This is a genomic window from Streptomyces fuscichromogenes (assembly GCF_014645815.1).
GTDB lineage: Bacteria > Actinomycetota > Actinomycetes > Streptomycetales > Streptomycetaceae > Streptomyces > Streptomyces fuscichromogenes.
Window position 1 is genome coordinate 35,359 of the sequence record NZ_BMML01000041.1, and the last position, 25,970, is coordinate 61,328.

At 70.0% G+C, this 25,970-nt stretch carries 21 protein-coding genes and 2 pseudogenes; 6 read left to right on the forward strand and 17 right to left on the reverse strand.

Features of this window, described 5'->3' with window-relative positions; translation table 11 throughout:
* Window positions 1-26: 26 nt before the first annotated feature.
* The gene (locus tag IEZ11_RS46670) at window positions 27-2,240 is read right to left on the reverse strand and encodes an MMPL family transporter (protein ID WP_189269178.1); all 2,214 of its coding nucleotides are present in this window, start codon (window positions 2,238-2,240) and stop codon (window positions 27-29) included.
* Window positions 2,241-2,513: 273 nt separating this feature from the next.
* On the opposite strand from IEZ11_RS46670, the gene IEZ11_RS46675 reads away from it, so the two are divergent.
* The gene (locus IEZ11_RS46675) at window positions 2,514-2,942 is read left to right on the forward strand and encodes a hypothetical protein (protein WP_229713814.1); all 429 of its coding nucleotides are present in this window, start codon (window positions 2,514-2,516) and stop codon (window positions 2,940-2,942) included.
* A gap of 422 nt (window positions 2,943-3,364) precedes the next feature.
* Here the strand turns inward: IEZ11_RS46675 and IEZ11_RS46680 are convergent, their stop codons facing one another.
* The 4 genes from IEZ11_RS46680 to IEZ11_RS46695 form a co-directional block, all read right to left on the reverse strand.
* Complete coding sequence (locus tag IEZ11_RS46680) at window positions 3,365-4,687, reverse strand: sialidase family protein (RefSeq protein ID WP_189269179.1); 1,323 nt, start codon at window positions 4,685-4,687, stop codon at window positions 3,365-3,367.
* An 835-nt stretch (window positions 4,688-5,522) separates the two neighbouring features.
* On the reverse strand, window positions 5,523-7,160 hold the full coding sequence (locus IEZ11_RS46685; protein WP_189269205.1) for a sodium/solute symporter: 1,638 nt from the start codon (window positions 7,158-7,160) through the stop codon (window positions 5,523-5,525).
* A 2-nt stretch (window positions 7,161-7,162) separates the two neighbouring features.
* On the reverse strand, window positions 7,163-7,474 hold the full coding sequence (locus IEZ11_RS46690) for a DUF485 domain-containing protein (RefSeq protein ID WP_189269180.1): 312 nt from the start codon (window positions 7,472-7,474) through the stop codon (window positions 7,163-7,165).
* Window positions 7,475-7,928: 454 nt separating this feature from the next.
* Window positions 7,929-9,149, reverse strand: coding sequence for a cytochrome P450 (locus tag IEZ11_RS46695; RefSeq protein WP_229713816.1), 1,221 nt, complete (start codon window positions 9,147-9,149; stop codon window positions 7,929-7,931).
* Window positions 9,150-9,448: 299 nt separating this feature from the next.
* On the opposite strand from IEZ11_RS46695, the pseudogene IEZ11_RS46700 reads away from it, so the two are divergent.
* The 4 genes and pseudogenes from IEZ11_RS46700 to IEZ11_RS46715 form a co-directional block, all read left to right on the forward strand.
* Window positions 9,449-9,697: pseudogene (locus IEZ11_RS46700) on the forward strand (transposase); the annotation flags it as partial.
* Between the two features lie 126 nt (window positions 9,698-9,823).
* Window positions 9,824-9,968 (forward strand): annotated as a pseudogene (locus tag IEZ11_RS46705) (transposase); the annotation flags it as partial.
* Between the two features lie 337 nt (window positions 9,969-10,305).
* Window positions 10,306-10,914: a DUF6230 family protein gene (locus tag IEZ11_RS46710; protein ID WP_189269182.1), complete on the forward strand. Its 609-nt coding sequence runs from the start codon at window positions 10,306-10,308 to the stop codon at window positions 10,912-10,914.
* Window positions 10,915-10,951: 37 nt separating this feature from the next.
* A complete protein-coding gene (locus tag IEZ11_RS46715; protein ID WP_189269183.1) occupies window positions 10,952-11,482 on the forward strand; it encodes a DUF6114 domain-containing protein in 531 nt (176 codons plus the stop codon).
* A 42-nt stretch (window positions 11,483-11,524) separates the two neighbouring features.
* Here the strand turns inward: IEZ11_RS46715 and IEZ11_RS46720 are convergent, their stop codons facing one another.
* Complete coding sequence (locus tag IEZ11_RS46720) at window positions 11,525-12,556, reverse strand: DUF2889 domain-containing protein (RefSeq protein ID WP_229713818.1); 1,032 nt, start codon at window positions 12,554-12,556, stop codon at window positions 11,525-11,527.
* A gap of 247 nt (window positions 12,557-12,803) precedes the next feature.
* A complete protein-coding gene (locus IEZ11_RS46725) occupies window positions 12,804-15,224 on the reverse strand; it encodes a CaiB/BaiF CoA transferase family protein (RefSeq protein WP_189269185.1) in 2,421 nt (806 codons plus the stop codon).
* 140 nt (window positions 15,225-15,364) lie between these two features.
* Between IEZ11_RS46725 and npdG the strand changes: the two genes are divergently transcribed.
* Entirely contained in the window at window positions 15,365-16,087 is a 723-nt protein-coding gene (gene npdG / locus IEZ11_RS46730) for an NADPH-dependent F420 reductase (RefSeq protein WP_189269206.1), read from the forward strand.
* Between the two features lie 4 nt (window positions 16,088-16,091).
* On the opposite strand, the gene IEZ11_RS46735 is transcribed toward npdG, so the two are convergent.
* From IEZ11_RS46735 to IEZ11_RS46780, 10 genes are all read right to left on the reverse strand, one after another.
* Window positions 16,092-16,706 carry a TetR/AcrR family transcriptional regulator gene (locus IEZ11_RS46735; RefSeq protein ID WP_229713820.1) on the reverse strand — a complete coding sequence of 205 codons (615 nt, stop codon included), beginning with the start codon at window positions 16,704-16,706 and terminating at the stop codon, window positions 16,092-16,094.
* A 114-nt stretch (window positions 16,707-16,820) separates the two neighbouring features.
* Window positions 16,821-17,924, reverse strand: a complete 1,104-nt coding sequence (locus IEZ11_RS46740; protein WP_189269187.1) for an acyl-CoA dehydrogenase family protein — start codon at window positions 17,922-17,924, stop codon at window positions 16,821-16,823.
* Window positions 17,924-18,730: an enoyl-CoA hydratase/isomerase family protein gene (locus tag IEZ11_RS46745; protein ID WP_189269188.1), complete on the reverse strand. Its 807-nt coding sequence runs from the start codon at window positions 18,728-18,730 to the stop codon at window positions 17,924-17,926. The genes IEZ11_RS46740 and IEZ11_RS46745 overlap by 1 nt, the downstream gene beginning before the upstream one ends.
* Window positions 18,730-19,914, reverse strand: a complete 1,185-nt coding sequence (locus tag IEZ11_RS46750; protein WP_189269189.1) for an acyl-CoA dehydrogenase family protein — start codon at window positions 19,912-19,914, stop codon at window positions 18,730-18,732. Before IEZ11_RS46750 ends, IEZ11_RS46745 begins: the two co-directional genes overlap by 1 nt.
* Window positions 19,915-19,957: 43 nt before the next feature.
* Window positions 19,958-21,085, reverse strand: a complete 1,128-nt coding sequence (locus tag IEZ11_RS46755; RefSeq protein ID WP_229713821.1) for an acyl-CoA dehydrogenase family protein — start codon at window positions 21,083-21,085, stop codon at window positions 19,958-19,960.
* 5 nt (window positions 21,086-21,090) lie between these two features.
* Window positions 21,091-22,194, reverse strand: coding sequence for an acyl-CoA dehydrogenase family protein (locus IEZ11_RS46760; protein WP_189269191.1), 1,104 nt, complete (start codon window positions 22,192-22,194; stop codon window positions 21,091-21,093).
* Between the two features lie 14 nt (window positions 22,195-22,208).
* Window positions 22,209-22,979, reverse strand: coding sequence for an SDR family NAD(P)-dependent oxidoreductase (locus IEZ11_RS46765; protein WP_189269192.1), 771 nt, complete (start codon window positions 22,977-22,979; stop codon window positions 22,209-22,211).
* Between the two features lie 29 nt (window positions 22,980-23,008).
* The gene (locus tag IEZ11_RS46770) at window positions 23,009-23,773 is read right to left on the reverse strand and encodes a crotonase/enoyl-CoA hydratase family protein (RefSeq protein ID WP_189269193.1); all 765 of its coding nucleotides are present in this window, start codon (window positions 23,771-23,773) and stop codon (window positions 23,009-23,011) included.
* A 23-nt stretch (window positions 23,774-23,796) separates the two neighbouring features.
* Window positions 23,797-24,561, reverse strand: coding sequence for an SDR family NAD(P)-dependent oxidoreductase (locus tag IEZ11_RS46775; protein WP_189269194.1), 765 nt, complete (start codon window positions 24,559-24,561; stop codon window positions 23,797-23,799).
* Between the two features lie 86 nt (window positions 24,562-24,647).
* Window positions 24,648-25,952, reverse strand: a complete 1,305-nt coding sequence (locus IEZ11_RS46780) for an AMP-binding protein (RefSeq protein WP_189269195.1) — start codon at window positions 25,950-25,952, stop codon at window positions 24,648-24,650.
* Window positions 25,953-25,970 lie beyond the last annotated feature (18 nt).

Genomic DNA, 25,970 nt, shown 5'->3' on the forward strand with positions numbered 1-25,970 from the left:
GCCGCCCCGGCCCTGTGGAGCCTCGATCAACGGTTCGCCGCCTCCGGAACCGACGTGGGCTCCGCCTCCACGGCAGGTGTACGGCTCAGGGCCGCACCCTCGATGTCGACGCGGGGCAGCCACCGGGCGAGCCGGCCGGGCAGCCACCAGGCCCGCTTCCCCAGCAGCGCCATGACCGCCGGGACCAGCGCCATCCGCACCACCAGGGCGTCGAACAGGACGGCGACGGCCAGGCTGAACCCGATCATCTTGATCAGCGCGAGGCCGGCGCCGACGAAGCCGGAGAACACGGCGATCATGATGAGAGCGGCGGCGACCACGACCCGGGCGCTGTGCCGGAAGCCGGTGACGACGGCCTCGGCGGGGCGCTCGCCGTGGGTGTACGCCTCGCGCATCCGGGAGACGAGGAACACCTCGTAGTCCATGGCCAGCCCGAAGACGATGCCCACCATCATGATCGGCATGGTGCTCATCACCGGCCCGGTCTGCTGCAGGCCGATCAGGTCGGCGAGCCAGCCCCACTGGAAGACCGCCACCACCGCGCCGAGCGCGGACAGCACGGAGAGCAGGAACCCGAGTGCGGCCTTGAGCGGGACCAGGACGGACCGGAAGATCACCAGCAGGAGAAGGAAGGCAAGCCCGACCACGACGGCCAGGTACGGCACCAAGGCGCTCTGCATCTTGTCCGCCACGTCGATGTTGATCGCCGTGGTACCCGAGACGAAGAACGTCGCCCCGGTCTCCGCGGTAGTCCTCGGCCGTTCGGCACGGATGGCGCGGACCAGGTCCTTGGTCTGCTCGGCGGTGGGTGCGGTGGCGGCGGTGGCGGTGAACAGCGCGGTGTCGCCGGCCGGGTCGAAGACGGGCGGGGTGACCGAGACGACGCCCCTGGTCTCGGAGATCGTCCTGGCGACGGTCTTCGCGGCGCTCCTGGGGTTCTTCGCGCCCTTGGCGTCCACCACGATGGTGAAGGGGCCGTTGAAGCCGGGGCCGAAGCCGTGGGCGAGTTCGTCGTAGGCCCGTCGTTCGGTGGTGGCGGTGGACTTGGACTCGTCGCCGGGCATACCGAGCTGCAGGTCGAGGACGGGCAGCGCGACGACGCCGAGGCCGATCACGGAGGCGAGCAGCACGGGTATCGGACGACGCTGGACGAAGCGCGCCCAGCGGGTGCCGGCGTTGTCCTTGTCCCCGCTTCGGGCGGCCCGGCCCTTGCGCAGGCGCCGGGCCAGGACCGCGTCGGGCAGTATGCCCAGCAGGGCCGGAATCAGGGTGAGGGCCACCAGGACCGCGACCACGACGGCGCCGGCGGCGGACAGGCCCATCTTGGTGAGCGTCGGCACACCGACCACGGACAGACCGGCCAGGGCGATCACGACGGTGAGTCCGGCGAACACCACGGCGGAACCGGCAGTGCCGACGGCACGGCCCGCGGCCTCCTGCGGGTGGTGGCCCCGGTCGCGTTCCTCGCGGTAGCGGGAGACGACGAACAGGGCGTAGTCGATACCGACGGCCAGGCCCAGCATGGAGGCGAGGCTGCTGCTCGTGGTCGACAGCCCGAACGTCGAGCCGAGCGCCGTGATCGACACGGTGCTGATGCCCACGCCGAGGACGGCGGTGAGCAGCGGCAGCCCGGCCGCGGCCAGCGAACCGAAGGTCATCAGCAGCACCACGGCCGCGATGACGATGCCGATCAGCTCGCCGGAGCCGCCGGCGGCGACGGCATCGTCGGCCAGGACCGGACCGCCGACGTCCACCGTCAGCCCCGCGTGCCGGGCCACGTCGACGGCGCTTCGGAGACCGTCCTTGGTGGCGGTGGTGAGGTCCTTGGACGCGACCTCGTACGTGACGGTCGCGTAGGCGGTGGAAGCGTCCTTGTCGACCGTATGGGCCCGGAAGGGGCTCACGGCGGCCTGGACCTGGCTGCTCTCGGCAGCCTCGGACACCACTTTCCCGATCACCGCCCGGTTGCTGGTCGAGGTCAGCTTCTCGCCGTCGGGTGCGACGAAGACGATGCGCGCCGTCGCCTGGTCCGGGCTCTGCGAGGTACCGGGAAAACGCTTCTGCAACAGCTCGTAGGCGCGCTGCGACTCGATGCCCGGCATGGAGCCGTTGTCGTCGGGCGGGGCGGCGGCCTGCGTCGAGGCGAAGCCGAGGGCGCCGAGCAGTACCACCCAGAGCAGGGCGACGTACCAGCGTCGACGGAAGGCCGTACGGCCTACGCGGTAGAGCAAAACAGCCACGGAGCGGATCTCCACATTCGGATCGGGAACTCGTCCATGGTCCGAAGCCGAGGCCCTTGGCGTCGTCGTGCCAGTGCCGACAGCCCCTACTGAGATCGCCGACCGCTCCTACGGCATCCGCAGTACCTCGCGGCCGCGGTCGTCGTGGTGGTGTAGCGGTCTACACCCCGCTTCGGGGAGTGGGGCCCGTGGTTGTGGGGGCCGCTGGGACGGATCGTGGTGTGCGGGGCAGGAAAGCCCGGCACACAACGATCCGCCCGGAAGGAATCCGTCATGGCCACCACCGCCACCGCCACCGCCACCGCCACCGCCACCGCCACCGCCACCGCCACCGCCACCGCCACCGCCACCAGGAAGTTGGCCCTGGACGTGATGCTGTGGACGGCGTTCGTCTGCGGTCTGGGCGCGAGCCTGGGGGCCGGAGCCTTCCTCGACGGCACGGGCAAGAACATCGCCGCCTACGGCGGCTCCGCCCTCGCCCTGCTGGCCGGCTCGCGGATCTCCCGCGGGCCCCGCGTCAAGGCGTTCCTGTCGACCGCCCCCGTGCTGTGGTTCCTGTTCCTGTTCAACGGCGGCGTCGCCACCTACTGCGCCCTCGCCCTGAACGGCATCGAGGGGATCGTCGCGGCCACGGCCATGGGCCTGGTCTCGCTCGGCGCCGCCGGCGGCCTGGTCAACCGCCACCGCCTCGCCCAGAACTGACCCGCCTCATCCCACCACGCCCACCCCGGTCCCAAGGGCGCGCTGGTCCGTGAAGGGCGAGATCGACCTCGGCGGCATGCTCCGCAGCGAACTGCCCCTGATCGCCTCCCAGGGCCACCCGACCGAGATCTTCGAGGTCACCCCCTGCCCGGCCGAGCACAAGGACCGCTTCGCGAAGCTGTTCAGCCGCCGCGTTCCCTTCGAAGAGGCCGAACGCGCCCACGAGTCGGCCCGCACCCCTGGCGCGGCCGAGAAGATCGTGGTGACCTCACGGTTCCCGACGGCCTCGGCCTCACCGGGATTCCGCCCGGGTGTCGTGCCCCCCCCTGCGAAGGAGGTGCCTTCCCCTGGCTTCTGGCGGGAAAGGCACCCCGACGGCCGGCGGCGGCCTACGGCGGCCTACGTTCCCGGCTCCCTGCCGGTCAGGACCGGCGTCCGCCGTGGTAGGCGCTCAGCGGGACCCGGCCCAGGATGCTGTCGAGTTCCCCGTTGCGACCGTCGGCCCAGGCGACGTAGGCGTACTTCCTGTCGAGGGTGATGGTCGACCAGCGGTCTCCGGGAGGGCCGTTGACCCCGGCGGGCTCGGTGGTCGCGTTGACCTGGAGCCGGTCGCTGAAGGTGCGGCCGTGGTCGAAGGAGACGACCGAGTACGTGTTCAGCTCGGTCGTGCGCCACATCACGCCCAGTTGCCCGCCCGGACCGAAGTCGAACCACGGGCGCTGTGCGTTGGGCGCCGCGATGACGGCGGGTCCGTTCCAGGACTTGCCGGCGTTGTCGGTGACATAGACCTCCAGGTTGTCTCCCCGGGGAACCATGACGGCGAAACGGCCCTTGTGCGTGGGGTCGGCGGACACCCACGGCACCGGGTCGGCGGCCGCTCCCAACGCCGGTACCGGAACCAGGGCACCGGTGCCGTTGGGCACGGGGCTGCCCTGGCCGTCGGTGACCGGGAAGGTCTTCCAGGTGGCTCCGTCGTCGTGCGTGGTGTAGAAGGTCACCCTGCCGTCGTCGCCCTGTGCGGCGGAGGCGAGGATCCCGCCGTGGACGGCGATCTCCCGGCCGGGGTAACCGCAGGACGGGGGCAGGTCGGGGGTGATCTCGACGCAGGGCTGGGGACCGGGGATCGTCGCCGGGTCGGACCAGGTCTCGCCCTTGTCGTCGCTGACCGAGACGGCGCTGGGGTACTCGAAGGTCGTGTGCGAGGCGACCGCGTACACCTTGCCGGTGGCCTGGTCCACGCGGAGCTTGGGGGCACCGCCGAGGACCAGCGGGGTCTGCACGGGACCCGTCCATGTCCGTCCGCCGTCGACGGACTTGGACACGACGTTGTGGTTGGTGTACGTCGTGTACCGGTCGGGGCCGATCTGGTTGTCGGAAATGTAGAAGACACCCTCGGCGTCGCTCATGACCTCCGGCTCACCGCACTGCGGTCGGTCGCCCATCGGCCAGCCGGCCCGGTGCCAGGTCCTGCCCCGGTCGAAGGAGAAGGCCACGAAACAGGCCCCGACGGGCTCCAGACCCGGGCTGTCGGGGAACGTGGTGGCGGTGTAGACCAGGTTGTCGGGGTTCCTGGGGTTGACCGCGATGGTGGGCTGTCCTTCGCGGGTGTCGGGAAGGTTGGTGATGTCCTCTTCCAGGATCGACGCTCTCCCGGAGCCGTGCGGGTGGGATGAACCCGTCCCCGCGAAGGCCGCCGGAGCACCGGTGAGCAGGACGAAAGCGGACAACGCGGCTGCGGCTCTCACTCGCGGTAAACGTGCGAACAGCGTCATGGTGATCCTCTCTGATCTCCATTGGTGGGGGGCGACCGCCGGTGGGGACCCGTGGCGGCCGGACGGCACGGACTGCCCGGCGCCGGCAGACCGACCGGAGCGGCGGATGACGCCTCGTCCCTGCCGGAGGCCCCTCCGCGACATCGGCGGTGCGCCGACCGTGCCGTCGATCAACGAGAGTGGCAGTCACGGCGAACGCGCTGCTTCGTGCAGACGCAGGCGCGGAACTCATACGTTCGTGGCATGGACACTGCGGCAGACGCAGACCGCACGGTCGACTTCCGCACGATGCGCTCGCCCCAGGTCTGTGGTGCGGCAACAGCCGGTGGGTGGAATCCCCTGCCCTGCCCGCGACAGCTCGGCCATCGTCGGGCCGGCCGGCCCGTCCCACTCCCGTCCCAGGGGAAGCGCGTAGTGAGATGGCAGTACACGGAAGTCCGCAATGGCAGGACGCACCCATGTCGATCTGCTGTGAGTCCTGGAAGGCTCCGGTCCGGCCATCGCCCGGCGGCCCGGCGTCACCGGCACGACAACGGAGCGGCCCAGTGGCATCCGGTCGAGACCGCTGTGCTGCTCCCACCGCCGCGCACCTGCTGACCTCAGCAGAGCCTGTGTGATCCGCTTCCCGTCGTTGAGGGGCCAGCCCTCCGCGCGCGGCTTTCTACTGGATCGCCCGCCCCTGGCCACCATGGCCGGGGCGAGCAGCTCGACACGGTGACCGTCTCCCGCCGACCACCGCCGAGGACATGGTCACCTCAACGTCGGCCTTCCGTCGCAAGGTCCGCGAGCGCCCCCGCTGGCTCAGTCCCTATCGCCGTGCATCAACAGCCTCGGGCCCGGCCTCCCGCCCCGTCAGGATTCTGTACCGCATGCGCTCAAAGCCGACTTCGGAGGCCGCTGGTGCGGTGATGCTGCCGAGCCACCCGAGGACGAACGCAGCAGGCACGGACACCAGTCCCGGGGTCTGGTACGGATACCAGTCGAAGCCCGCCTCCGGCCAGAGCGCGAACGGGGTTCCGGAGACGATGGGCGAGAAGGCCGTGAGAGCGGTGCACAGCACCAGCCCGCCGTAGACGGACCAGAGCAGTCCTCTGCGGTTGAACCGGCGCCAGAACAACGAGTAGATCAACACGGGGAACACGCATGAGGCTGCAACGCTGATCGAGAAGGCGATCAGGAACTCGGTGGGGTACCGGTGGATGGCCGCGGCAAGCGACAGACATACCGTGCACAGGACGATGGCGGCCACCCGCAGTGCCCGCACCTCCTCGGTGTCAGTGCGGCGGCGCCTGCCTCGTGCGAACACGTCGTGGGCGAAGGAGACGGAGGCGGCGAATGTCACGCTGGTCACGGTGGTGAGCACGGCAAGGAAGACGACACACGCCATGACCGTGATGAGCACGACACGGCCCGCCGACCCGTCGCCGAGTACCTCCGAGGCCAGCAGGATCGGCGAGGCCTGCCCACCCGGGTCGACCGCGGTGAGGTTCGTGGCGCCCACAACGGCCACGGATGCAAAGCCCGTGGTGATCAGAAGGAGAATGAAGACACCCACCAACCCCGTGGCAATACTCATGGACCGCCGCGCCGCACGCCCGGATCGGGACGCGCCGACCCGCAGGATCAGATGAGGCATCACGGCCGTACCGAGGATGACGACGATGTGGTCGCAGAACGTGTTCAGCGAGCCGAGACCAGCCGTGTACGGCCAACCCCCAGGACGAAGGTAGCCGTTCGGGGCGCTGCTCTTGTCGACCGCAGCCGAGAGAAGGGCTCCGGGGTCCCAGTGGAACTTCCTGAGCGCCAGCCAGGTGACTGCGGCAAGTGTCCCGATGGTGAGCGGCACCTTCGCGACGTGCATGAAGCTGTTCCCCTTCAGGCCTGCCACCGCGGCGAAGCAGGCGACGAGGCAGCCCATCAGTACGGTGCACAGCACCTCGGCCCCATCGGTTGGGGTGCCGATCAGGAGTGCTGCGCTGACGCCGGCGGCCCTCAGTTGGATCATCAGGATGGGGACGGTGATGGCCAGCGTCACCGCGGTCGCGGCGACTCGGGGCGCCCTGTCCGGGGCCCGCAGCGAGAAGATGTCGCCGAGCGTGTAGCCACCGCTGTTGCGCATCTTCTGCCCGAGAAGCAGCAGCACACCGAGCGCGATCAGACTGTCGAGGGCGAAAGTGAACCCGTCGTAGCCGAACAGAGCGATGGTCCCCGGGACCGTCAGCAGGGTGACGACCGAGATCTGCTCGCCGGCCATGGCGAATCCGTTGAAGACCGGGGATAGGGACCGGTCGGCGATGTAGAGCCTCTCCGGAGAGTCCTCCTCCGCCGTGGCGAGCGTGAAGAGCCACAGCAGACACAGCCCGATGAAGATGAGGAACGCGAAGATCACTGGGCGTCTCGCACCCGAACCGATGGGGTCGACGATGCCCGAGCTGAGGATGTCCATGTTCACCGCGTCACCGCCGGGGAGCCGTTGCCGGTGCCGGTTCCCGACATCTCGGTCTGGTGCACACGCGCCGTCAGCGACATTTCGACGGGATCGAACACCCGCGTGCTCCGGTTCTCGTACCACCATGCGGTGGCGACGAAGAGTACGCATTGCAAGATGCCCCACACCAGGCCAAGTGTGAGCTTTCCGTACACTGCGACTGCGGGAACGTCGGTGAAGCAGGAGAGCACTATGCCGACGACAAAGGGAACCAGGTTGACGGCGACAAAGGCCCGCTGAGCCCGGTGAACGGCCTCGCGCAAGTGGTCCACGCGAGTCCGCTGTTCGGCGTCGCGCGCGTCGCGCAGTGCCGATGGACGGCCAGGTGGATTCGGGGGGTACTGCGGGGGCACGGAACCTCCGGGCAAGGCGGGAGCGGATGGCGGCACGCGAAGCCGGCAGGTGGCGCGCGCCGGCCGCTGCACCGCAGGCAGAACAGGACGCGCTACCGGAATCATTCGCCTTTCGGCACACAGGGTGCTGGGCCAGATCTCTGGCGAAGGATCGCGTGCGAACGACTGAGCACGGATCGCGCGCCCGAGGGTGCTCGCGAGGTCGTGCACACGCTCAAGCGGCTGTTGCCGTGGAGCGTCATGTCGTGATCAAGAGATTCATGGAACCAGTGATGTTCCGTCAACTCTCTGCATATGTGCGACATGTCACCGGCAAGCTCACAAACGAGCAGTCGCAGGTCGCAGGCGGTGTGAAAGCCCGGGATACAGCTGCCTACGGCTGTTCTACCGCCACCTCCAGGGGTGCCCTGAAGGAGAGCAGGCCAAGCATCCGAGGTGCTGCGGCCTCGGCTGACAGACGAACGTCAGGGAGAGCGCGGGCTGCCGCGCGCAGGGCCAATGCCGCCTCCGTGCGCGCCAGAGACGCGCCGGGGCATCGGTGACGTCCCGCGCCGAAGGCCAGATGGTGGCGGACGTTCGCCCTGTTCGGGCACATCCGCTCCGCATCGGGGAAGACCTCCGGGTCGGAGCCACTGCCCAGCAGCATGAGCAGTATGTGTGCACCCGCGGGGAGTTCGTTCCCATCCACTTCGGTCGGCCGCGCGGTGACCCGGCGCCAGGTGGTCACCGGCGGCTCCCGTCGCAGAACCTCCTCGACCCAGGCCTCGGCGAGCCCCGCCTCCGACGCCGTGCGCGGCCATATACCGGGCTCGACCAGCGCCCGGCGCAGAACGGTGGCGATGAGTTGCCCGGTCGTGGACTGGCCGGCGACGAAGACGAAGAAACACACGCCGACCGCGGTCTCGACGTCCAGGAGCGCACCGTCCGGCAGACGGTGGCGGCTCAGTGCCCCGATGAAGGAGTCAGAGGGGACCGGGCCGCTGCGTACGGTCTCGGTGAGCCACTGATGGAAGGCCACCACAAGCTCTGCCAACTCCAGTTGCCGCTCCGGCGCGGGTCTGCCCCAGAAGAGTTCCAGTGAAGCGTCGCTCCAACGAATCAGAGTGCTCGGGTCGAGGCCCCGGATACCGAGGAGTTCCATCAGTACTCTGCACGGAAGGACCTGGGCGAACGAGGCGAACAGATCACAGCCGCCGGTGGCGGCCAGCTGTGACCCTACGTCAGCGAGCAATTCAGTGGCGATACGCTCAATCACCGGTACGGCATCAGCGACGCGCTGCGCGTTGAAAAACCTGGTGACCACTCTCCGCAGCCCGGGGTGAGTCGTGGTGCCGTTGTTGGCGAGCGCCAGGGGAAGCGTGAAGCCGGACCGGGCCAGAACCCGCAGTACAGCGATGGGCAGCGCGGTGACGGCGTGTTGGGCGTTGTCCGGGAGGAAGAGATCGGGTGCGAGGAGTACCCGCCGCACGTCCTCGTGGCGGCTCACCAGCCACATCCCGGTAACGGGGTCGTGGTGCACGGGAGACTCGGACCGCAGGAGGTCCAGCCAGGGATAAGGATCCCTGACAAAGCTGTCGCCGAACAGGTCGAGCAATCCGATCGGGCCACTGGTGTCGAGCCTTGCAGGGAAATTCACGGCCGCACGCTAACACCATCCCGATCCGGCCCGGACCCTATGTGCGCTGCATCACTCGACCGCTTTCCGAATTGCGAGCCGATCTCCTTCATCGGTGGCCGGAAAGCCAGTAGTGCTTGGTCAGGTTCACTCGCCGGTGGCATGTCTCCTTGATTGCCCGTGCTGTTGAGCGGGTGCGCCGGCTGAGAAGCCGGCAGCGGTCCGGTGTCATCTGGAGGACTTACAACGCCTGACACAATGAGGTGGATTGCCTCTGACTGCCGTGCCCGGAGCGGGAGTTGTGCGTTCGGTTCGGGTGGGATGGCCTGGAGCCGCCGCTGCCGCAGCGCGAACGGCGCTTGCGGTATCCCGGCCGCAAGGCGTTACCGGACCGGGAGGTGCTGTGCGGGATCCTGTACGTGCTGCACACCGGCATCCGGTGGGAGCACCTCCCGAAGGAGCGGGGCTTCAGCTCGGGCATGACCTGCCGGCGACGGCTGCGGGACTGGAACGAGGACGGCGTGCGGCACCCCGCTCGCCGTCCTGGCACCGGACTGGGCACCTACCTGTCCTTTCTCGGACTCGCAGCCGCTCTCTGCTGCTACAAACGGCTCCTCAAACCGACCATGTAGGACACAGTCTCAGCGGCGGAGGTGTTCGAGCCGCGCGCGGGCGGATCAGCCATGGTGGGGCAAGGCGTATCTGCGGGGCCTGCTGCTGGACGGACGGCGCAAGCCGGTGGAGCCGACGGCCGCCCGGCTGGGCGGGGACGGCAACCGGCGGGCCCTGGCCCACTTCAGCCCGAGTACCTGTATGCGGAAAAGGCTTCATGACCGACCGGATCCACAGTAACGGCCAGGAGGCGTGCGAACCGGAGTCCGGATACCGCGGACTCGGCTCACGCCACGAGCGCCTTCCCTTCTGCCACCCGGAAACCCGATTTGACAATCGGTAACTCCGCATCGTCACTCGATTGGCAGACATTCCGTGATTCGCTCATCACTGAGCCTTGACCTACGATGCCTGGGATGTTGGGTGTCGCACGTCGACACCCATCCCTCCAGGGATCAGTACATTGATTCACCCATACCCTCCTGGCCGCAATATGCAATCCTTCCAGGGAGCGAGAAGAAACATGCACGGCGAGTCCAGCAGGATCAGATGGGGAATTTTCGCCAGCGTGATGGTCGCAAGCTTTACGGCCAGCACGGGACTCTTCATCGCTGTGGCCCAGGGCGCCCTCGCAGCCTCATTCACTATCTCCAATCAGAAAATGAAGATTTCCACCGAACGAACAGATGGAGCCGGTTTCATTGAATACGCAGCCACAGACAGGCGGTATGACGGGAAAAGGATCCCGGTCCTCGTCTCGGGTCTCAAGTTTGCAAAGTCCAAAGGAATCTGCCAATCCACAGTATTCCAAAACATCCCGCTGATCGGCACATACACGGTAAAAGTGACCACAGAAGAGTCCACGGCGCGTGATTCATACACCGACATTATTCGGACTGTCGCCGGAACAACCACGGTCACGGGCGAGCGCAGCGGTGTCGCGACAGGGTCCGACACAAAAGGGCCGGGAATCAAGGAGGGAGATAAAGTGGATCCCGCCGGCGCCGCACGGGATTCCGATTCCATCGTGGTGACCGACTCCAAACAGATCGTACTGGCAACGAGTACTGGCAGCGCCGAGTCAAGCGGGGTCACTGTGAGAATTCACAAGGGTCTCGATGAATGCTTCTAGACCGTCTGCTCAAGGTAAATATCCAGAGAGGTGGCAGATGAGCGGAAATCGTCCCAGAGGTTCTCGATATCGACTTGCTGATGCCCGGGAGCGGTTCAACGACTGGCGGACGGGTCGACCATTTCCGGCCGGGATCCTCACCGCATCGGGCGCCATCTCGATTCTCTATCCGCCCTACGCGGGCCTTACGATCGGCCAACTTCCCATTCGCATGGCGACAACTGCCGGTTGCGGCTCGCTGATCATCGGTGGGCTTCTTGTCATACTTAGCCTGACTATGTGGCTGCAGCCAGTCATGCACGTATTCGCAGGTTCCGGGGCCATCTTGCTGGCCCTCGCATCGATTCCGGTCTGCAACCTAGGCGGCTTCTTCCTTGGCCTCCTCCTGAGCCTGCTCGGAGCCTCTCTGTCCATCGCCTGGACGCCCTGCCAGGACGGCGGCGGTCCGCAAGACCGCCGTCAGGATGCCGCCGAAGGCCGGCACCGGAACCGCCAGACGAGCGCGCAGCCGTTCGCCGGGTCCGGTCCGGGGCACAACGATCGGCGCACGCAAGCGCCCCCCTCCTGAAGGAAGAGCCAAGATGAATGGTGATTCACCTCAGCGGATGCATCACCATTGATCTGCTTCGGCAGGGCCGTCCGCCGCGAGCGTGGACAACAGGGCCGGTACGTCGGCCAGCCCGCGCAGCATGTCGTTGAGGTGGGTGCAGGTGTCCGTGCCGCCGAAGGTCTCCCGCACCCGCCGACGCAGGTCAGCGAGGGGCTGTCCGACCAGGCGGGTGGCGCTCGCCGCGGCGACGGGGCACTCGGTCCAGGGCAGGACACGAGGTGTCGCCTCGCAGGAGACCACCGAGCCGGCGCTCGTGTCGACTTCCGCGCTCAGCGTGTACTCGTGGATGACAGTCTCGGTGCCGTCGGGCAGCACGTACGAGTCCCTGAAGAGACCGTCGACGATCGCGCGGAGACCCGGGCGCACGTCGGTGCGGCGGACTCGGCGCATGGCCCCGGGCGGCAGGGGTTCGGTACCGTGCCAGGCGAGCGGGTCCCTCACGACGCTGAGCCGTGGTGCTTCCGGACCCGTCACGACGGGCGTTTTCCCGTCTCGCCGCAGTTCGACCATGATGGTCCCGCCGGTCGCGAACCCTGCGCACTGGTTCTCCCGGAACGTCGGACGGCCTGGCGAAGCGACCCGTCCGTCACGGCCGGCGTTCACTGCGTGCCCGGAGACAAGAGTGACCACGGGGAGTTCGTCCAAGAGCAGGTGAAGCAGGTTGTACCGCGCGGCGAGGGACGGGTCGGACTCATTCAGTCGGCCCCGGAATCCGGCGGAGGCGCTGCCGCCGATGAGGGCAGCGAGCTGAGGGCGAGCGGGCTCGGTCGTCAACTCCCGGAGGGCCCACCCGCCCGTGTAGTCGACCACGGCACGACAACTGGCCTTCGCGACCAAACGCGCCGTCCCGTCGGCAGCGGTCAGCAGATCACGACCGCGTCCGGCCAGGACGAGCGGGCCGTCCAGGCCGTCCGGGCGGAGCATGTCGATGCTGGTGGTGCGGCGGATCGATCCTGGTGAGCGAGCGGGGCTGCCGACCGTCGGCTCATGGGTGCCGTGGCGGGGATGCAGCTCACGCTGAGGGCCGGTCATGACCATGGTTCAACTCCCGGAAGCGGGGCATGGCGGTGCGTCGAGACAGGTCGTAGGGCCGTCGTAGCTGCCGCCTCGACATGTGGTGCCGTCCGCGATCGCCAGGTCGGCGTCATCGAGGGCGGCGGAGGCCTCCGCTCCGGTCGACCCCGCACGAGATACATTTGCCCCATGCATTGAAAACGTCATTTTCATGATGAACCCGATGGGCACGCCTGTCAATCGGCCACCGTCGGCGCCGTCCGGCTCAGCCGACCAATCCGCGCTCCCGCAGCGCTGCGATCTCCCCGCTGCCGTAGCCGAGTTCGCCCAGAAGGGCGTCGGTGTGCTCCCCGGCGAGGCAGCCGCCCTTCGCCTGCGTGGCGGACCGGGAGAAGCGGACCGTGGGACCGGGGCGCAAGTGCTCGCCGAAGACCGGGCTCTCGGCGGTGGCGGCATACTGCACGGCCAGCTCCTCGTGTGTCTGGATCACGACCTCGGGGGGCTGTTCCGTGACCTGGACACAGCCCACGTCGACCGCGGTGAGCAGCTCTTCCCACTCGGCCGCGGGGCGTGTGACGAAGAGCTCCGCCAGGGCTCGGGCGAGGTCCGCGTCGTGCGCGCTACGCGCCTCGGGAGTGTCGAAGCGCCCGGCGCCGCTCAGTCCCAGCGCGGCGGCCAGCGGCTGCCACTCCTTCACCGCCGGTGCCGCAAGGAAGATCCAGCCGTCGGCGGCTCGGTAGAGGCGGTAGAGGGCGTGGAAGCCACACCCTGCGTCGTCGACGTCCGGGGAGGCGGGACGGCCGGGATAGTCGATGACCCGGTCGAGCAGGGCGTGAGTGACCGTCGCGAGCATGGAGGTCGTCAAGGGCGCCAACGCACGGCCACGGGCGCGCGCCAGCAGGCCGAGCAGCGCCGCGGAAGCGACCGCCAACGCGGCCAGGCCGTCGGCCTGGAGGGAGGGTTTCGCGGCGGCGCCGTACAGCTGCACCGCGCTCCGCTTGAGTTCCGCCAGGCAGCCGACCGCGGCCCCCGCGTGGGGCGCATCCGTCAGTGCCACCCCGCCCGCCGCGCCGATCGAAGGGGCGTAGGCCGGGCGCGCCCCGTACGGACCGCCGTCACCGTACCCGCAGGCGTCGACATAGACGAGGTCGGGATTGATCGCCCTCAGCGTGGCAGCGTCCACGCCGGCGCGTTCGGCGGCTCCGGCCCGTAGCGCCTGGAGCACGACATCACTGCGGCGGGCGAGTTCATGGACGATGGCGCGCCCCTCGTCGGTACGAAGGTCGAGGCAGATGCTCTCCTTGCCCTGCATCACCTTGGCTCCGCCCGCTTCGGGAAAGGGGAACACCCGGCGGATCGTGTCGCCTCCGAGTGGCTCGACCTTGATGACCCTGGCCCCGAGGTCGGACAGGAGCATGGCCCCGAACGGGCCGGCGAACATGACGCCCAGGTCCAGAACCGTGAGTCCCTTCAGAGTCAGGCCGCCGGTCGCGTCCGTGGGCGGGAGCACCGGCCCGCTGCTCGCCGACGGTGCCCGGACCAAATCCCCGTGCTCGTCCAGACGGGGTGCGGGCCGGGCCGATGTCAGGGGTTTCCCGTCCATGTGCACGAGGGTCGTTGGCTGCCGTACTCCGCCCGCCACGGTGACGCGTGCGTCGTGGGTGAGCTGCCGGTGTTCGAGGACAGCGGGACCGGATCGGAAGACCTCGGCGTTGACGTCGCGGTTTCTCTCGAAGACCTGCTGCCATTCCGCGAGGGTGCGCTCACCGACCCTCTGGAGAAGGATCTCCCAGAACTCCGTGCGCAGTTTCTGGGTCCCAAGGTCCGGAAAACCTGCCCACTTGGGCTCGTCGAGCAACCGCACAAGGCCCAGTTCCGCCAGGAACGCGGCGAACAGACGCGGCCCGAGTTGGGCGAACTGGAGCCAGTGCCCGTCCTCCGTCCGCGCCACGAGCAGCGGGTAGACCAAGGTCGAATGCGGCTCCCCCTCCGGGGTGTAGGCCTCGACCGTGCGATACGCCTCCGGCCAGCGGAGCCCGACCAGCTCCGTGAACCATGTCCAGGTGTCCAGCGTGCCGATCCCGCGCACCAGGTCGGCCTCCACATGCTGGCCGTACCCGCTGCTCTCCCGCTCCAACAACGCCGCCAGGATGCCGTGGACAGCGGTGTGAGCCGCCCCCCATGTCGCGAACGGCACCGACAGGAACGCGGGTCCGGGCCTGACGACGATGTCCCGCTTCACGTGGAACATGCCCAACTTGGCCATGACCAGCCCCTCGTAGCCCTTCAGGTCGCGCCAAGGACCGCCGGCCCCCCAGCCGGTGACGGCTGCGCTGACCAGCCGGGGATTGCGCTGCTCGAGGTGTTCCCGTTCGAGGCCGAGCCGCTTGAGCGTGCGGGGCCGCATGGTGGTGACGAGCACGTCGGCCTGCTCGACGAGCCGGAAGAGGGCGGTGCGGTCGGCCTCGTCGTGTACATCCAGCACAGCGCTACGCCTGCCGCGCGCCAAAGCCGGCCACGCCGCCCGGGAACGTAGGGGACTGCCTCCAGGAGGCTCGATGCCCACTACGTCGGCACCGGAGTCCGCGAGGAACTGAGTGGCGAAGGCGCCTGGCTCCGTCGTGGAAAGGTCGACCACCACAAGCCCTTCCAGGGGCCCTGTCCTCACGCGTTCCTGCGACTCCATCGCCGGTTCTCCGATCGACGCGAAAACAGCATTTTCACCTATAGTGAGTCTGACCGTGGCCTGAAGAGTGCGTCAAGAGACGTGAACGGACCAGCCGCGCCCACTTCCCGCTCGCCGTACGAAAGGCACCTGCCGTGACCATCAGAGACGACGCCACCGAATCCTCCGCGGCCGCGCCCGAACGAGCGCCGGTCGAGGGCCCCTGGGTCCTGCCCGACGTCTCCGGTCTGGTCGTGGGGGTGCTCGGCGGCACCGGCCCGCAGGGCAAGGGCCTCGCCTACCGGCTGGCCCGGGCCGGCCAGAAGGTGATCATCGGCTCCCGGGCCGCCGAGCGCGCGCAGGCCGCCGCCGACGAGCTCGGGCACGGTGTGGAGGGCGCCGACAACGCCGAGTGCGCGCGCCGCAGCGATCTCGTGATCGTCGCCGTGCCGTGGGACGGGCACGGCAGGACGCTGGAGTCACTGCGCGAGGAACTGGCCGGCAAGCTGGTCGTGGACTGCGTCAACCCGCTCGGCTTCGACAAGCAGGGCGCCTACGCGCTCAAGCCGGAGGAGGGCAGCGCGGCGCAGCAGGCCGCGGCACTGCTGCCGCACTCGCGGGTCACGGCCGCCTTCCACCACCTCTCCGCCGTGCTCCTCCAGGACCCGGAGACCGAGGAGATCGACACCGATGTGATGGTGCTCGGCGAGGTGCGGGCGGACGTGGAGATCGTGCAGGCGCTGGCCGGGCGGATCCCCGGGATGCGCGGTGTCTTCGCGGGGCGGCTGCGCAACGCCCACCAGGTGGAGTCCCTGGTCGCGAACCTGATCTCGGTCAACCGCCGCTACAAGGCACACGCCGGGCTCCGCGTCACGGACGTGTAGAACCTCAACGCTCCTGCGGTTCCGCAGCCGGTGCCGCCGCCCCCAGCGCCCGCAGTACGAAGTCGCGCACACGGGCGGCAGCCTCGGTCGCGCTCATGGACACCGTCGGCGCCATCTGCTCGTCGAATGCCTGGGCGATAACGGCGCGAATGAACCGGGCGTCCGACTCGGGGTCGGTCCAGGGAAACGAACCGTCCTGGCGCCCCCGATACAGGATCTGCGCAAGGGCGGCCTCCTGTCCCGCTGCGACCCGGGCCCGCTCCGCGGCGTATCCCGCAGCGCGCTGGGCTCCCTCGGAAGACAGGATCCGTACGTGCTGGCGCCGACGCGCCTCGGACGTCAGGCGCAGCATCGCCTCGATCCATCCCTGCAACGCGTCGGCAGGAGTGCCCGCGCTGGCCGCGGCGCTCTGCAGTTCGGCCAGCAGCCGCTCACTGTCCCGCCGGAACATGGCGAGGAGCAGGTCGTCCTTGGAGTCGAAGTGCCGGTAGAAGGCACGCGTCCCGAGCCCTGCGATGCGCAGGATGTCGCCTACCGACGCTCCCGCGCCTCCTGCCTCGGCCAGGCAGCGATAGGCCGCCTTGATGATCCGCTCACGCTCCGCGGACTCCGTAGGCACGGGCGCGGCCTCCTCTCCGTCTGTCCCGCACGACCACGCGGGACGACCAGGGTAACCATGTCCGGCCCCGGCGAACACGGGCGAGGGGCGGTCAGGCATCGTGTGGCCGGGCGTCTAGACGGCAGCGAGCAGACCGGTCGCCGCACGCTCTCGCAGCCGGTCCGGGAGCGCGACCAGCGCCTCGGCGGCCTTGGCACGGCGGAGGTAGCGGTGGGCGGGGTGCTCCCAGGTGAAGCCCATGCCACCGTGCACCTGCACGCACCCCTGGGCGACGGATACCGCGGTCTCCAGGGCCTCGGCGGCGGCCAGGCACACAGCGGTGTCGGTGTCCGGACCGGGCTCGTCGAGTGCATCGGCCGCGGCGGCGACCAGAGCCCGGGCCGACTCGACGGCGATGAGCATGTTCGCGCAGCGGTGCGACACGGCCTGGAAAGTACCGATGGCGCGGCCGAACTGGTGCCTGGTCCTGGCGTACTCCACCGCCAGGACCATGGCCTCGGCGGCGACGCCCACGGCGTCCGCGGCGAGCAGGACGAGCGCGGCCCGTTCGGCGGCGCGCAGGACCTCGCCGAAGACGTCGGGGCCGGCGACCAGTCGGGCGGGGCAGTCGGTCAGGGCGACGGCGCCCAGGGGACGGGTCGGGTCCAGGGCGTCGACGGGTGTCGTCACACATCGGTTCTGCGGTTCCACCGCGAACAGGGCAGGGCCGGCCGCGGTCTCCGCCGCCACCAGGAACACGGCCGCGCACGGCGCGTCGGCGACCACGGGCACGATTCCGGTCACGGTCCATTCCCCGGATACGTCCTCGGCGCGTATCCCCGCGTCCTGGCTCCAGCCGTCGGCGCCGCGTCCGACGGCGAGTGCGGCCGTCACTCCCTCCCCCGTCATCCGGCGCAGCCATCGCGCGGCCTCGTCGGTCCCCGCCGCCAGCAGGGCGGCCTGGGCCGCGGCCATGGACACCGTCGGCACGGGCGCGAGCCGACGCCCCAGCTCCTCCTGCGCGGCGACCGCGAGGGAGAAGCCGGCGCCTTCGCCGCCGTACTGCTCCGGGACCACCAGCCCCAGTACGCCCATCCCCTCAAGCTCCTGCCACAGGTTCCGGTCCCAGCTCTCGGGCCCGTCGGCCAGGGCGGCCACCGTCTCGATGTCGCAGCGCCGGCGCAGCAGGCCGCCGAGAGTCTCTCGCAGCTCCTTCTCGATCTCCGCGTCGGCGGTCATCAACGCACCTCGTACTTCCGGTTCTTGACGGCATCGCGGTCGATCCGCGCCTTGCCGATCGGGTTGCCGATCTGGGTGTAGGCGAGCCCCGTGGCGAGGGCCTGGCTGCGTCCGGTGTCCAGGGACTCCCAGATCGCCCGGACGCTTCCCTGCACCGCTACGGGTGGCTTCGCCGCGATCAGCGCGGCCAGTTCGTGCGCCCGCTCCCGCAGTCGCTCCCGCTCGACGACCTCGCTGACGAAGCCGATCTCCAGGGCCCGGCGCGCCGACATCCGCTCGTCGTTGCCCAGCAGCACCATCCGCAGCACCTCCCCGATGGGGATGCGGCGGACGAGCCCGATGGGCTCGAGGGCCGCGACCATCCCGTAGGTGGTGTGCGGGTCGAAGAAGGTGGCGTCCTCGGCGGCGACGATGAGGTCGGCCTCGTTCAGCCAGTAGAGGGCTCCCCCGGCCACCATGCCGTGCACCGCGCAGACGAGGGGCTTCCAGCAGCGGTTCAGCTTGGGCGACAGGCTGGTGCCGGGATCGAGGTCGCTGAACGGGTTGGGGTGCCGGTCGATGCCCTCCCCGACGTCGACGCCGGTGCAGAAGGCCCGCTCGCCCTCCGCCTGAAGGACCACCACGTGCACGGCGTCCTCCTGGGCGGCGTACCGCCACAGCGCGGCGAAGTCGTCCAGGGTCTGCTGGTTGAAGGCGTTCAGCCGCTCGGGCCGGTTGAGGGTCACCGTCAGAACGTGGTCCTCGCCGAGTTCGGCCAGGATCGTCCCGAAGTCCGGCAGCTCGCTCGGGCCGGTTGGTGGTGTCATCAGGCTTCCTTCCTCCACGAGGGCAGGCCCAGCACCTTCTCGGCGATGGTGTTGCGCTGGATCTCCGCGGTACCGGCCCCGATGGTCGAGGAGCGGCTCATCAGGTACCCGTACGTCCATCGTCCGCCTTCCGGGGCGGTCGGCTCGCGCTGGCCCAGTACGGCGTCGGGTCCGACGACGCGCAGCGCGACCTCGTGCAGACGCTGGTCGAACTCGGCACGCACCAGTCGGTTGACCGAGGCCGCGGGACCGGGGTCCCGGCCCTCCAGAACCGCGTCGAGGGCACGCCGGCTGTTGGAGGCGAGCACCCGGACCGAAGCCTCGATCCTGGCCAGGTCCTGCCGTACGACGGGGTCGTCCGCGGCACCCGAGGTCTTGGCGAGCCGGTGCAGTTCGCTGACGACCCTCCGGTAGCGGAACTCGTCGGACAGGAACGCGGTGGCCCGCTCGTGGCCCAGGCTGGTGCGGGCGATAGCCCAGCCGCCGCCTTCCTCCCCCACCAGGTTCCCGACCGGCACACGTACGTCGTCGAAGTAGACCTCGGAGAAGTGCGTGCCGCCGCTGATGTCCTTCAGGGGGCGTACGGTGATGCCCTCGCTCTTCATGGAGATGAGCAGGTAGGAGATCCCGGCGCCGCCGGGTCCGGCGGGGCCTGTGCGGATCAGGGCGAACATCCAGTCGGCCAGGTGGGCCATGGTGGTCCACAGTTTCTGACCGTTGACGACGTATGCGTCGCCGACCCGCTCCGCCCGGGTGGTCAGCGAGGTCAGGTCGCTTCCGGCGCCCGGTTCGGAGAAGCCCTGGCACCAGAATTCGTCGGCGCGCAGCAGCGGCCGCAGGTACCGCTCCTTCTGCTCGGGGGTGCCGTGCCGGATGAGGGTGGGTGCCACGATGAAGGACAGCCCGCAGGGGTGTCTGGGGGCGCGGGCGGCCGTCATCTGCTGGTGGTAGGCGATCTGGTCGCCCAGGTCCAGTCCCATGCCGCCGGCCTCGGCCGGCCAGCCGGGAGCGGCGAGGTGAGCCTCCTCCAGATCGGCGTGGAAGGCGCGGGCCCAGGCCAGGCGCGCGGTCTTGTCGCGGGGCGGCCTGCCCGCGTGGGCGTCCAGGAACTCCGCCAGGCGCACGCTCCAGTGCGCCTGGCGCGCGGGGGACGTACCGGCGTCCTGGACCGTGGCGCTGGCCATCGGGCCTCCTTGGAGTCGAGGGGTCAGGGGGCTGTTCGGGGGGTTATGCGGTGGGGACGAGGCCGATGTCGGCGGCGACCCGTTCCAGGTGCCACGAGGTGCTGCCGAGCAGCAGTGCCGACGACTTGGCCCGGCGCAGGTAGAGGTGGGCGTCGTGCTCCCAGGTGTAGCCGATGCCGCCGTGGATCTGGATGGTCTCGGCCGCGGCGTGGACGTAGGTCTCGGAGCAGTACGCCCGGGCCACCGACGCGGCCAGGCCCTGCTCGCTCGCGGCCGCGGCCGCCGACCACAGCCGGGCCGCGTCCTGGGCGGCTGCCTTGGCGGACTCCACCTCGTAGAGCAGTTCGGCGCACTTGTGTTTGATCGCCTGGAAGGCGCCGATCGGCCGGCCGAACTGCTCGCGTGTCTTCGCGTACTCGACGGACAGTTCAAGGCACCGCTCGGCGCCGCCCGCCTGCTCGGCGGCGAGGGCGACGGCTCCCAGGTCGAGAACCCTGGCGACGGCCCCCTCGGCCGCACCCTCGGCACCGATGAGGCGGGCAGGCGTCCTGTCGAAGTGGACCCGGGCCAGCTTGCGGGTGGGGTCGAGTGCGGGCAGTGGCCGGCGCTCCACGGCTTCCGGGTCGACGGCGAAGAGGGAGAGCCCCTTCTCCGTGCGCGCCACGGTCAGCAGGAGCCCCGCCGCGTATCCGTCGGTGACCCGTTCCTTGGTGCCGAACAGGAGGTGGCGGTCCCCGTCGGCGCGCGCGGTCGTCCATACGGCGTCCAGGTCGCGGATGTCCGAGTTGCCCTCGGCGACCGCGAGGGTCGCGATCACCGAGCCGTCCGCGATGTCCGGGAGGAATTCGGCGCAGGCCGTCTCGTCCCCGCTCTCCAGGAGTGCGGCCGGTGCGAGCACGGCCGAGGACAGATATGGGGCGCACAGCAGAGTTCGGCCCATCTCCGCCATGACGACGGCGAGTTCGGCCGCTCCGGCGCCGGCCCCTCCGAAGCGTTCGGGGACGATGAGACCGACCAGGCCCAGCTCGTCCGCGAGGCGGCGCCAGACCTCGGGGTCGTAGCCCTCGTCGGTCTCCGCCAGCCGGCGTACCTCGCTGCTCGGCGAGGCGTGCTCCAGGAAGGCACGGACGACCTTGCGGAGTTCGTCGTGCTCGTCGTTGCGGTCGCTCACGGCACTCATCCCTTCGGGAGGCCGAGGACGCGTTCGGCCAGGATGTTCTTCATGACCTCGGTGGTGCCCGCGGCGATGGTCGAGGCACGTCCGCGCAGGAAGCGGTGGACCTCGGGGCCGTCCCCGGCGGCGATGGCGGCGGGGCCCGCCGCTTCCAGCAGGGTCTCGCCCAGGCGCTGCGTGGTCAGGCTCCAGCCGAGTTTGATGACGGACTGGGCGGGGCCGGGCTGCTCCCCCGCGCTCAGGGCGCGCAGCACGTCCCGGCCGAGCAGGCCGACCGTGCGCGCCTCGACGTAGCGGCGGGCCAGTTCCTGGCGCAGCACCGGGTCGGCCACGCCGTCCGGGAACCCCGCCACCGCCTTCTTCACGTCCCGTTGGAGGGAGTTGGCGAGTTCGACGACGCCGGCGCGCTCATGGCCGAGGGTGGTCATGGTGACGCGCCAGCCCTCGTTCAGGGGGCCCAGCAGGGAGTCGGCCGGGACGTGCACGTCGGTGAAGAACAGTTCGGCGAACTCGTAGTCGCCCGTGATCTGGCGGAGCGGTCGGCGTTCGATGCCGGGGGTGTCCAGGGGGACGAGCAGGACCGAGATGCCCTGGTGCGGGCGGGCCCCGGGATCCGTGCGGACCAGGAGCATGCAGTGGGTGGCCCGCATGCCGTCCGAGGTCCACACCTTCTGGCCGTTGATCCGGAAACCGTCCCCGTCCGGCTCCGCCCGAGTGCGCAGGGACGCGAGGTCGCTGCCCGCGTCGGGCTCGCTGAAGCCCTGGCACCAGATCTCCTCCGTGGACAGAATCCGGGGAAGGGACGCGCGCTGTTCGGGAGTGCCGAACCGGGAGATGGTGGGGCCGACGTTCTTGATACCGAAGACGCCGGCGATGTCGGGGGCTCCAGCGCGGGCGAGTTCCGCGTCGCACGCCAGGCGGTCGAGGATGCCGAGACCCCGGCCGCCGTCCTCGACGGGCCAGTGCGGGGCCGCCCAGCCGCCCAGGTGGAGGGCGCGCTGCCAGGCGAGACGGGCCGCGAAGGAGCGGTTGTCCGGCCAGGCGCGGTGCAGTGCGGGGGTGACCTCGTCCAGGTAGGCCCGGAGTTCTTCGGCTGCCGTGCTCATTGCCGTCGCCCTCGTCACTTGGGGCCGAAGCGCAGCGCGCCGTCGATCCGGATCACTTCGCCGTTGAGGTAGTCGTTCTCGGCGATGTGCTGGACCAGGGCGCCGTACTCCTCGGGCCGCCCCATGCGCTTGGGGAACGGCACCTTGGAGCCCCAGGTCTCCTGCGCCTGTTCCTCGGGGATGCGGAAGGCCGGGGTGAAGAAGGTGCCGGGCGCGATGGTCATGACGCGGATGCCGACCGCCGACAGGTCACGCGCGGCCACCAGTCCGAGGCCGACGACGCCGCTCTTGGCCGCGGCGTAGTCGGACTGGCCGATCTGGCCCTCGAAAGCGGCGATGCTGGCGGTGTTGACCACCACCCCACGGGTGCCGGACTCGTTCGGTGTGTTCTTCGCCATCGCCGCGGCCGACAGGCGCAGCACGTTGAAGGTGCCGGTGAGGTACACGTCCAGGGTGCGCTTGAACAGGTCGAGGGCGTACGGGTTGCCCTCGCGGTCCAGTACGCGGGCGTGGGCCACCGGACCGCCGTGCGCGCTGACGGCGACCCGCAACTCACCCAGTCCCCGCGCGACTTCGAGCGCCGCGAGCACGCTGTCCTCATGGGTCACGTCGGTGCGTGCGAAGACCGCGTCGTCGCCGAGTTCCCTGGCGAGGGCCTCGCCGCGTTCGTCGGCGAGATCCGCGATGACGACCTTGGCCCCGGCCGCCGCCAGGCGCCGTACCGTCGCCTCGCCGAGTCCGCCCGCCCCGCCCGTCACCAGGGCGACGCCACCAGCCAGCTCCATTGCTGCTCCTCGTATCGGAATCGGAATGTCTACTCGCCGCGCCACGCCGGCGGGCGCTTCTCCGCGAAGGCGATCGCGCCCTCGCGCGCGTCGGCGGACCTGAGCACGGGCTCCATGATCACGGCCTGCCTGTCGAAGGCCTCCTCCGCCGACCAGTCGGCCGAGCGGACGATGATCTCCTTGGTGGCTGCGACCGCCAGCGGACCGTTGGCGGCGATGCGTGCGGCGAGCCGCCGGGCGCCCTCCAGCGCCTTGCCCGGCTCGGTCAGCTGGTTCACCAGGCCGAAGCGGTGCGCCTGGGCGGCATCCAGGAAGTCACCGGTGAGGGCCAGCTCCATGGCGACGGCGTAGGGGATGCGCCTCGGCAGGCGCAGCAGCCCGCCCGCTCCGGCGACCAGGCCGCGTTTGACCTCGGGGATGCCGAACCTGGCGTCGTCGGCGGCCACCACCAGGTCGCAGGCGAGGACGATCTCGCAGCCGCCGGCCAGGGCGTAGCCCTCGACCGCGGCGATGACCGGCTTGCGCGGAGGCCGCCTGGTGATGCCGGCGAAGCCGCGGCCCTCCAGGGCCACCGTCTCCCCGGCGACGAACGCCTTCAGGTCCATGCCGGAGCAGAAGGTGCCGCCCGCACCGGTGATGACGGCGGCGGTCAGGTCCTTACGGGACTCGAACTCGTCCAGGGCCGCGGCGACGCCCTCGCTGACGGCGCGGTTGACGGCGTTGCGGGCCTCGGGCCGGTTGATGGTGATGAGGGTGACGCCGTCGGCGTGTTCCACCAGTACCTCGTCGGACATGGCGCGTGGTTCTCCTTGAGGGATCAGCGAGGCGCCATGCGGATGGCGCCGTCGAGGCGGATGGTCTCGCCGTTGACGTAGGCGTTCTCGATCAGGAACTGCGCCGTCCGGCCGTACTCGTCGGGCGTTCCGAAGCGCTTGGGGTTCGGCACGCTCGCGGCCAGTGACGCCTGGACGTCCTCGCGCAGGGAGTCGAAGAGCGGGGTCTTCATCAGTCCGGGGGCGATGGTGTTCACGCGGATGTCGCGGCCGGCGAGGTCGCGCGCGGCGACGATCGTCATGCCCACCACGCCGCCCTTGGAGGCACTGTAGGCGATCTGGCCGATCTGGCCCTCGTACGCCGCCACGGACGCGGTCAGGACGATCACGCCGCGCTCGCCGTCCACCGGCTCGGTCGCCGCCATGGCTGCGGCGCCCAGGCGCAGGGCGTTGTACGAGCCGATCAGGTTGACCCTGATCACCCTGTCGAAGCCGGCGAGTTCTCCGGGCTCTCCGTCCCGGTCGACGAGCCGGATCGTGTGGTTGATCCCGGCACAGTGCACCAGGGCACGCAACGGCGCGGCTTCGCCCGCCGCCGCGACGGCGTCATGGAACTGGTCCTCGTCGGTCACGTCGGTGGGGACGAAGCGGACGCGGTCGCCCAGTTCGTCGGCGACCTTCTGGCCCGGGGAGGACGGCAGATCGGCGATGACCACATGGGCGCCGGCCTCGGCGAGCCGCTTGGCCGTTCCGAGTCCGAGGCCGGACGCGCCGCCGGTGACCAGGGCGGACATTCCCTCGATGTGCATGGAAGATCTCCTGGTGGTGGAGAGAGGCATCTTCCAGCACCATACCTCGTGCCAGCTCACCTAGTAAACTATGTCGACCTTCTGGGTCATGCCGCGTCGGCGGTCTCCTCCGCCCGCGCCACGCCCGCCGTGTACAGACGTCCGTCGGCGTCGAGCGCACCGCGGTCGCCGGTCGCGAACCAGCCGTCGACGATCGGCGGCTCCCCGGCCTGCTCCAGGTACCCGAGGAACAGCTCCGGCCCCCGGCTGAGAATCCGGCCTTCCCGCCCGGGCGGCACATCCCGGCCGGCGCAGTCCACGATCCGCACCTCGTTGCCCGGCAACAGACATCCGGCACCCGCGCCGCGCACCTGCAGCGAATCCCTCGGCGACCCCGCGGCGATGGTGGGATGCTCCACCCGGCTGTAGCCGCCGTAGGCCGCGACCCCGGCACGCTCGGCCTGTTCCACGACCGCTCGCGTGACGGCGCCGAGGATGTGACATTCCGTCACCTCGGCCATGCCTTCACCACTGCGGGCGGCAGCCTCCAGGAGGCCTGTGAGACGGAAGCGGCTCAGGGCGACCGATGTCACGTGATGCCGGTGGATGAGTTCCAGCGCGGTGGTCGCGTCCCAGCGCTCGAGGAACACCGTGGGCAGCCCGGTCACCAGTGCGCGCAGCAGGCTCGTCGTGGCGGTGAGGTCACCCGCGCCCGGTGGCGCGAGGTGGACGCGCCCGGGGACGACACCGGGCGCGGGCGGCATCGTCGCCAGTTCGGCGAGCAGCGAGGCATGGGTGTGCAGGACGGCCCGCGGCGGCATCGACCCGACCGCCGGGGCGTGCACGATCAGCGCCACCTCGTCCGGGCGGGCGGCCGCCGCCGGGGGCTGCGGTCTGAAGCGTTCGAGTATCTCCCATTCGATGCCGTCGGCGGGCACACCGGCCGTCGGCCAGGTCCCGGGGACCGCCACGACATGCCGTAGCCACGGGAGACCGTCGGCCGCGTTACGGGCCCGGAGCACGTCGTGGGAGCGCCAGGCCGAGGTGACCAGCGCGACCGCCCGGGATCGCCGCAGCGCACGCTGCACCTCCTGGGCGCTCCACGAGAGGTCCAGGGGCATCAGCACCGCGCCCCGCAGCAGCGCCGCCGCATGGGCGACGGCCTCCTCGACCCGGTGCGGGAGCTGCACGGCGACCACGTCGCCCCGGTCGATGCCCAGCGCCGCGAATCCCGCGGCGACACTGCACGCGCGCTGATGCAGTTCCGCGAGAGTCACCTCCGCGACCGAGGCCACGCCGTGGAAGACGAGACGGACATGGCCGCGCTCCAGCGCCGCGACACGGAGACCGACGGACGGGGAGTTCGCCAGGCGTGCCAGGTGGGCCTCGGCCGGCATCGTTTGCTGTGACATCTCGTTCACTCCGCTCTT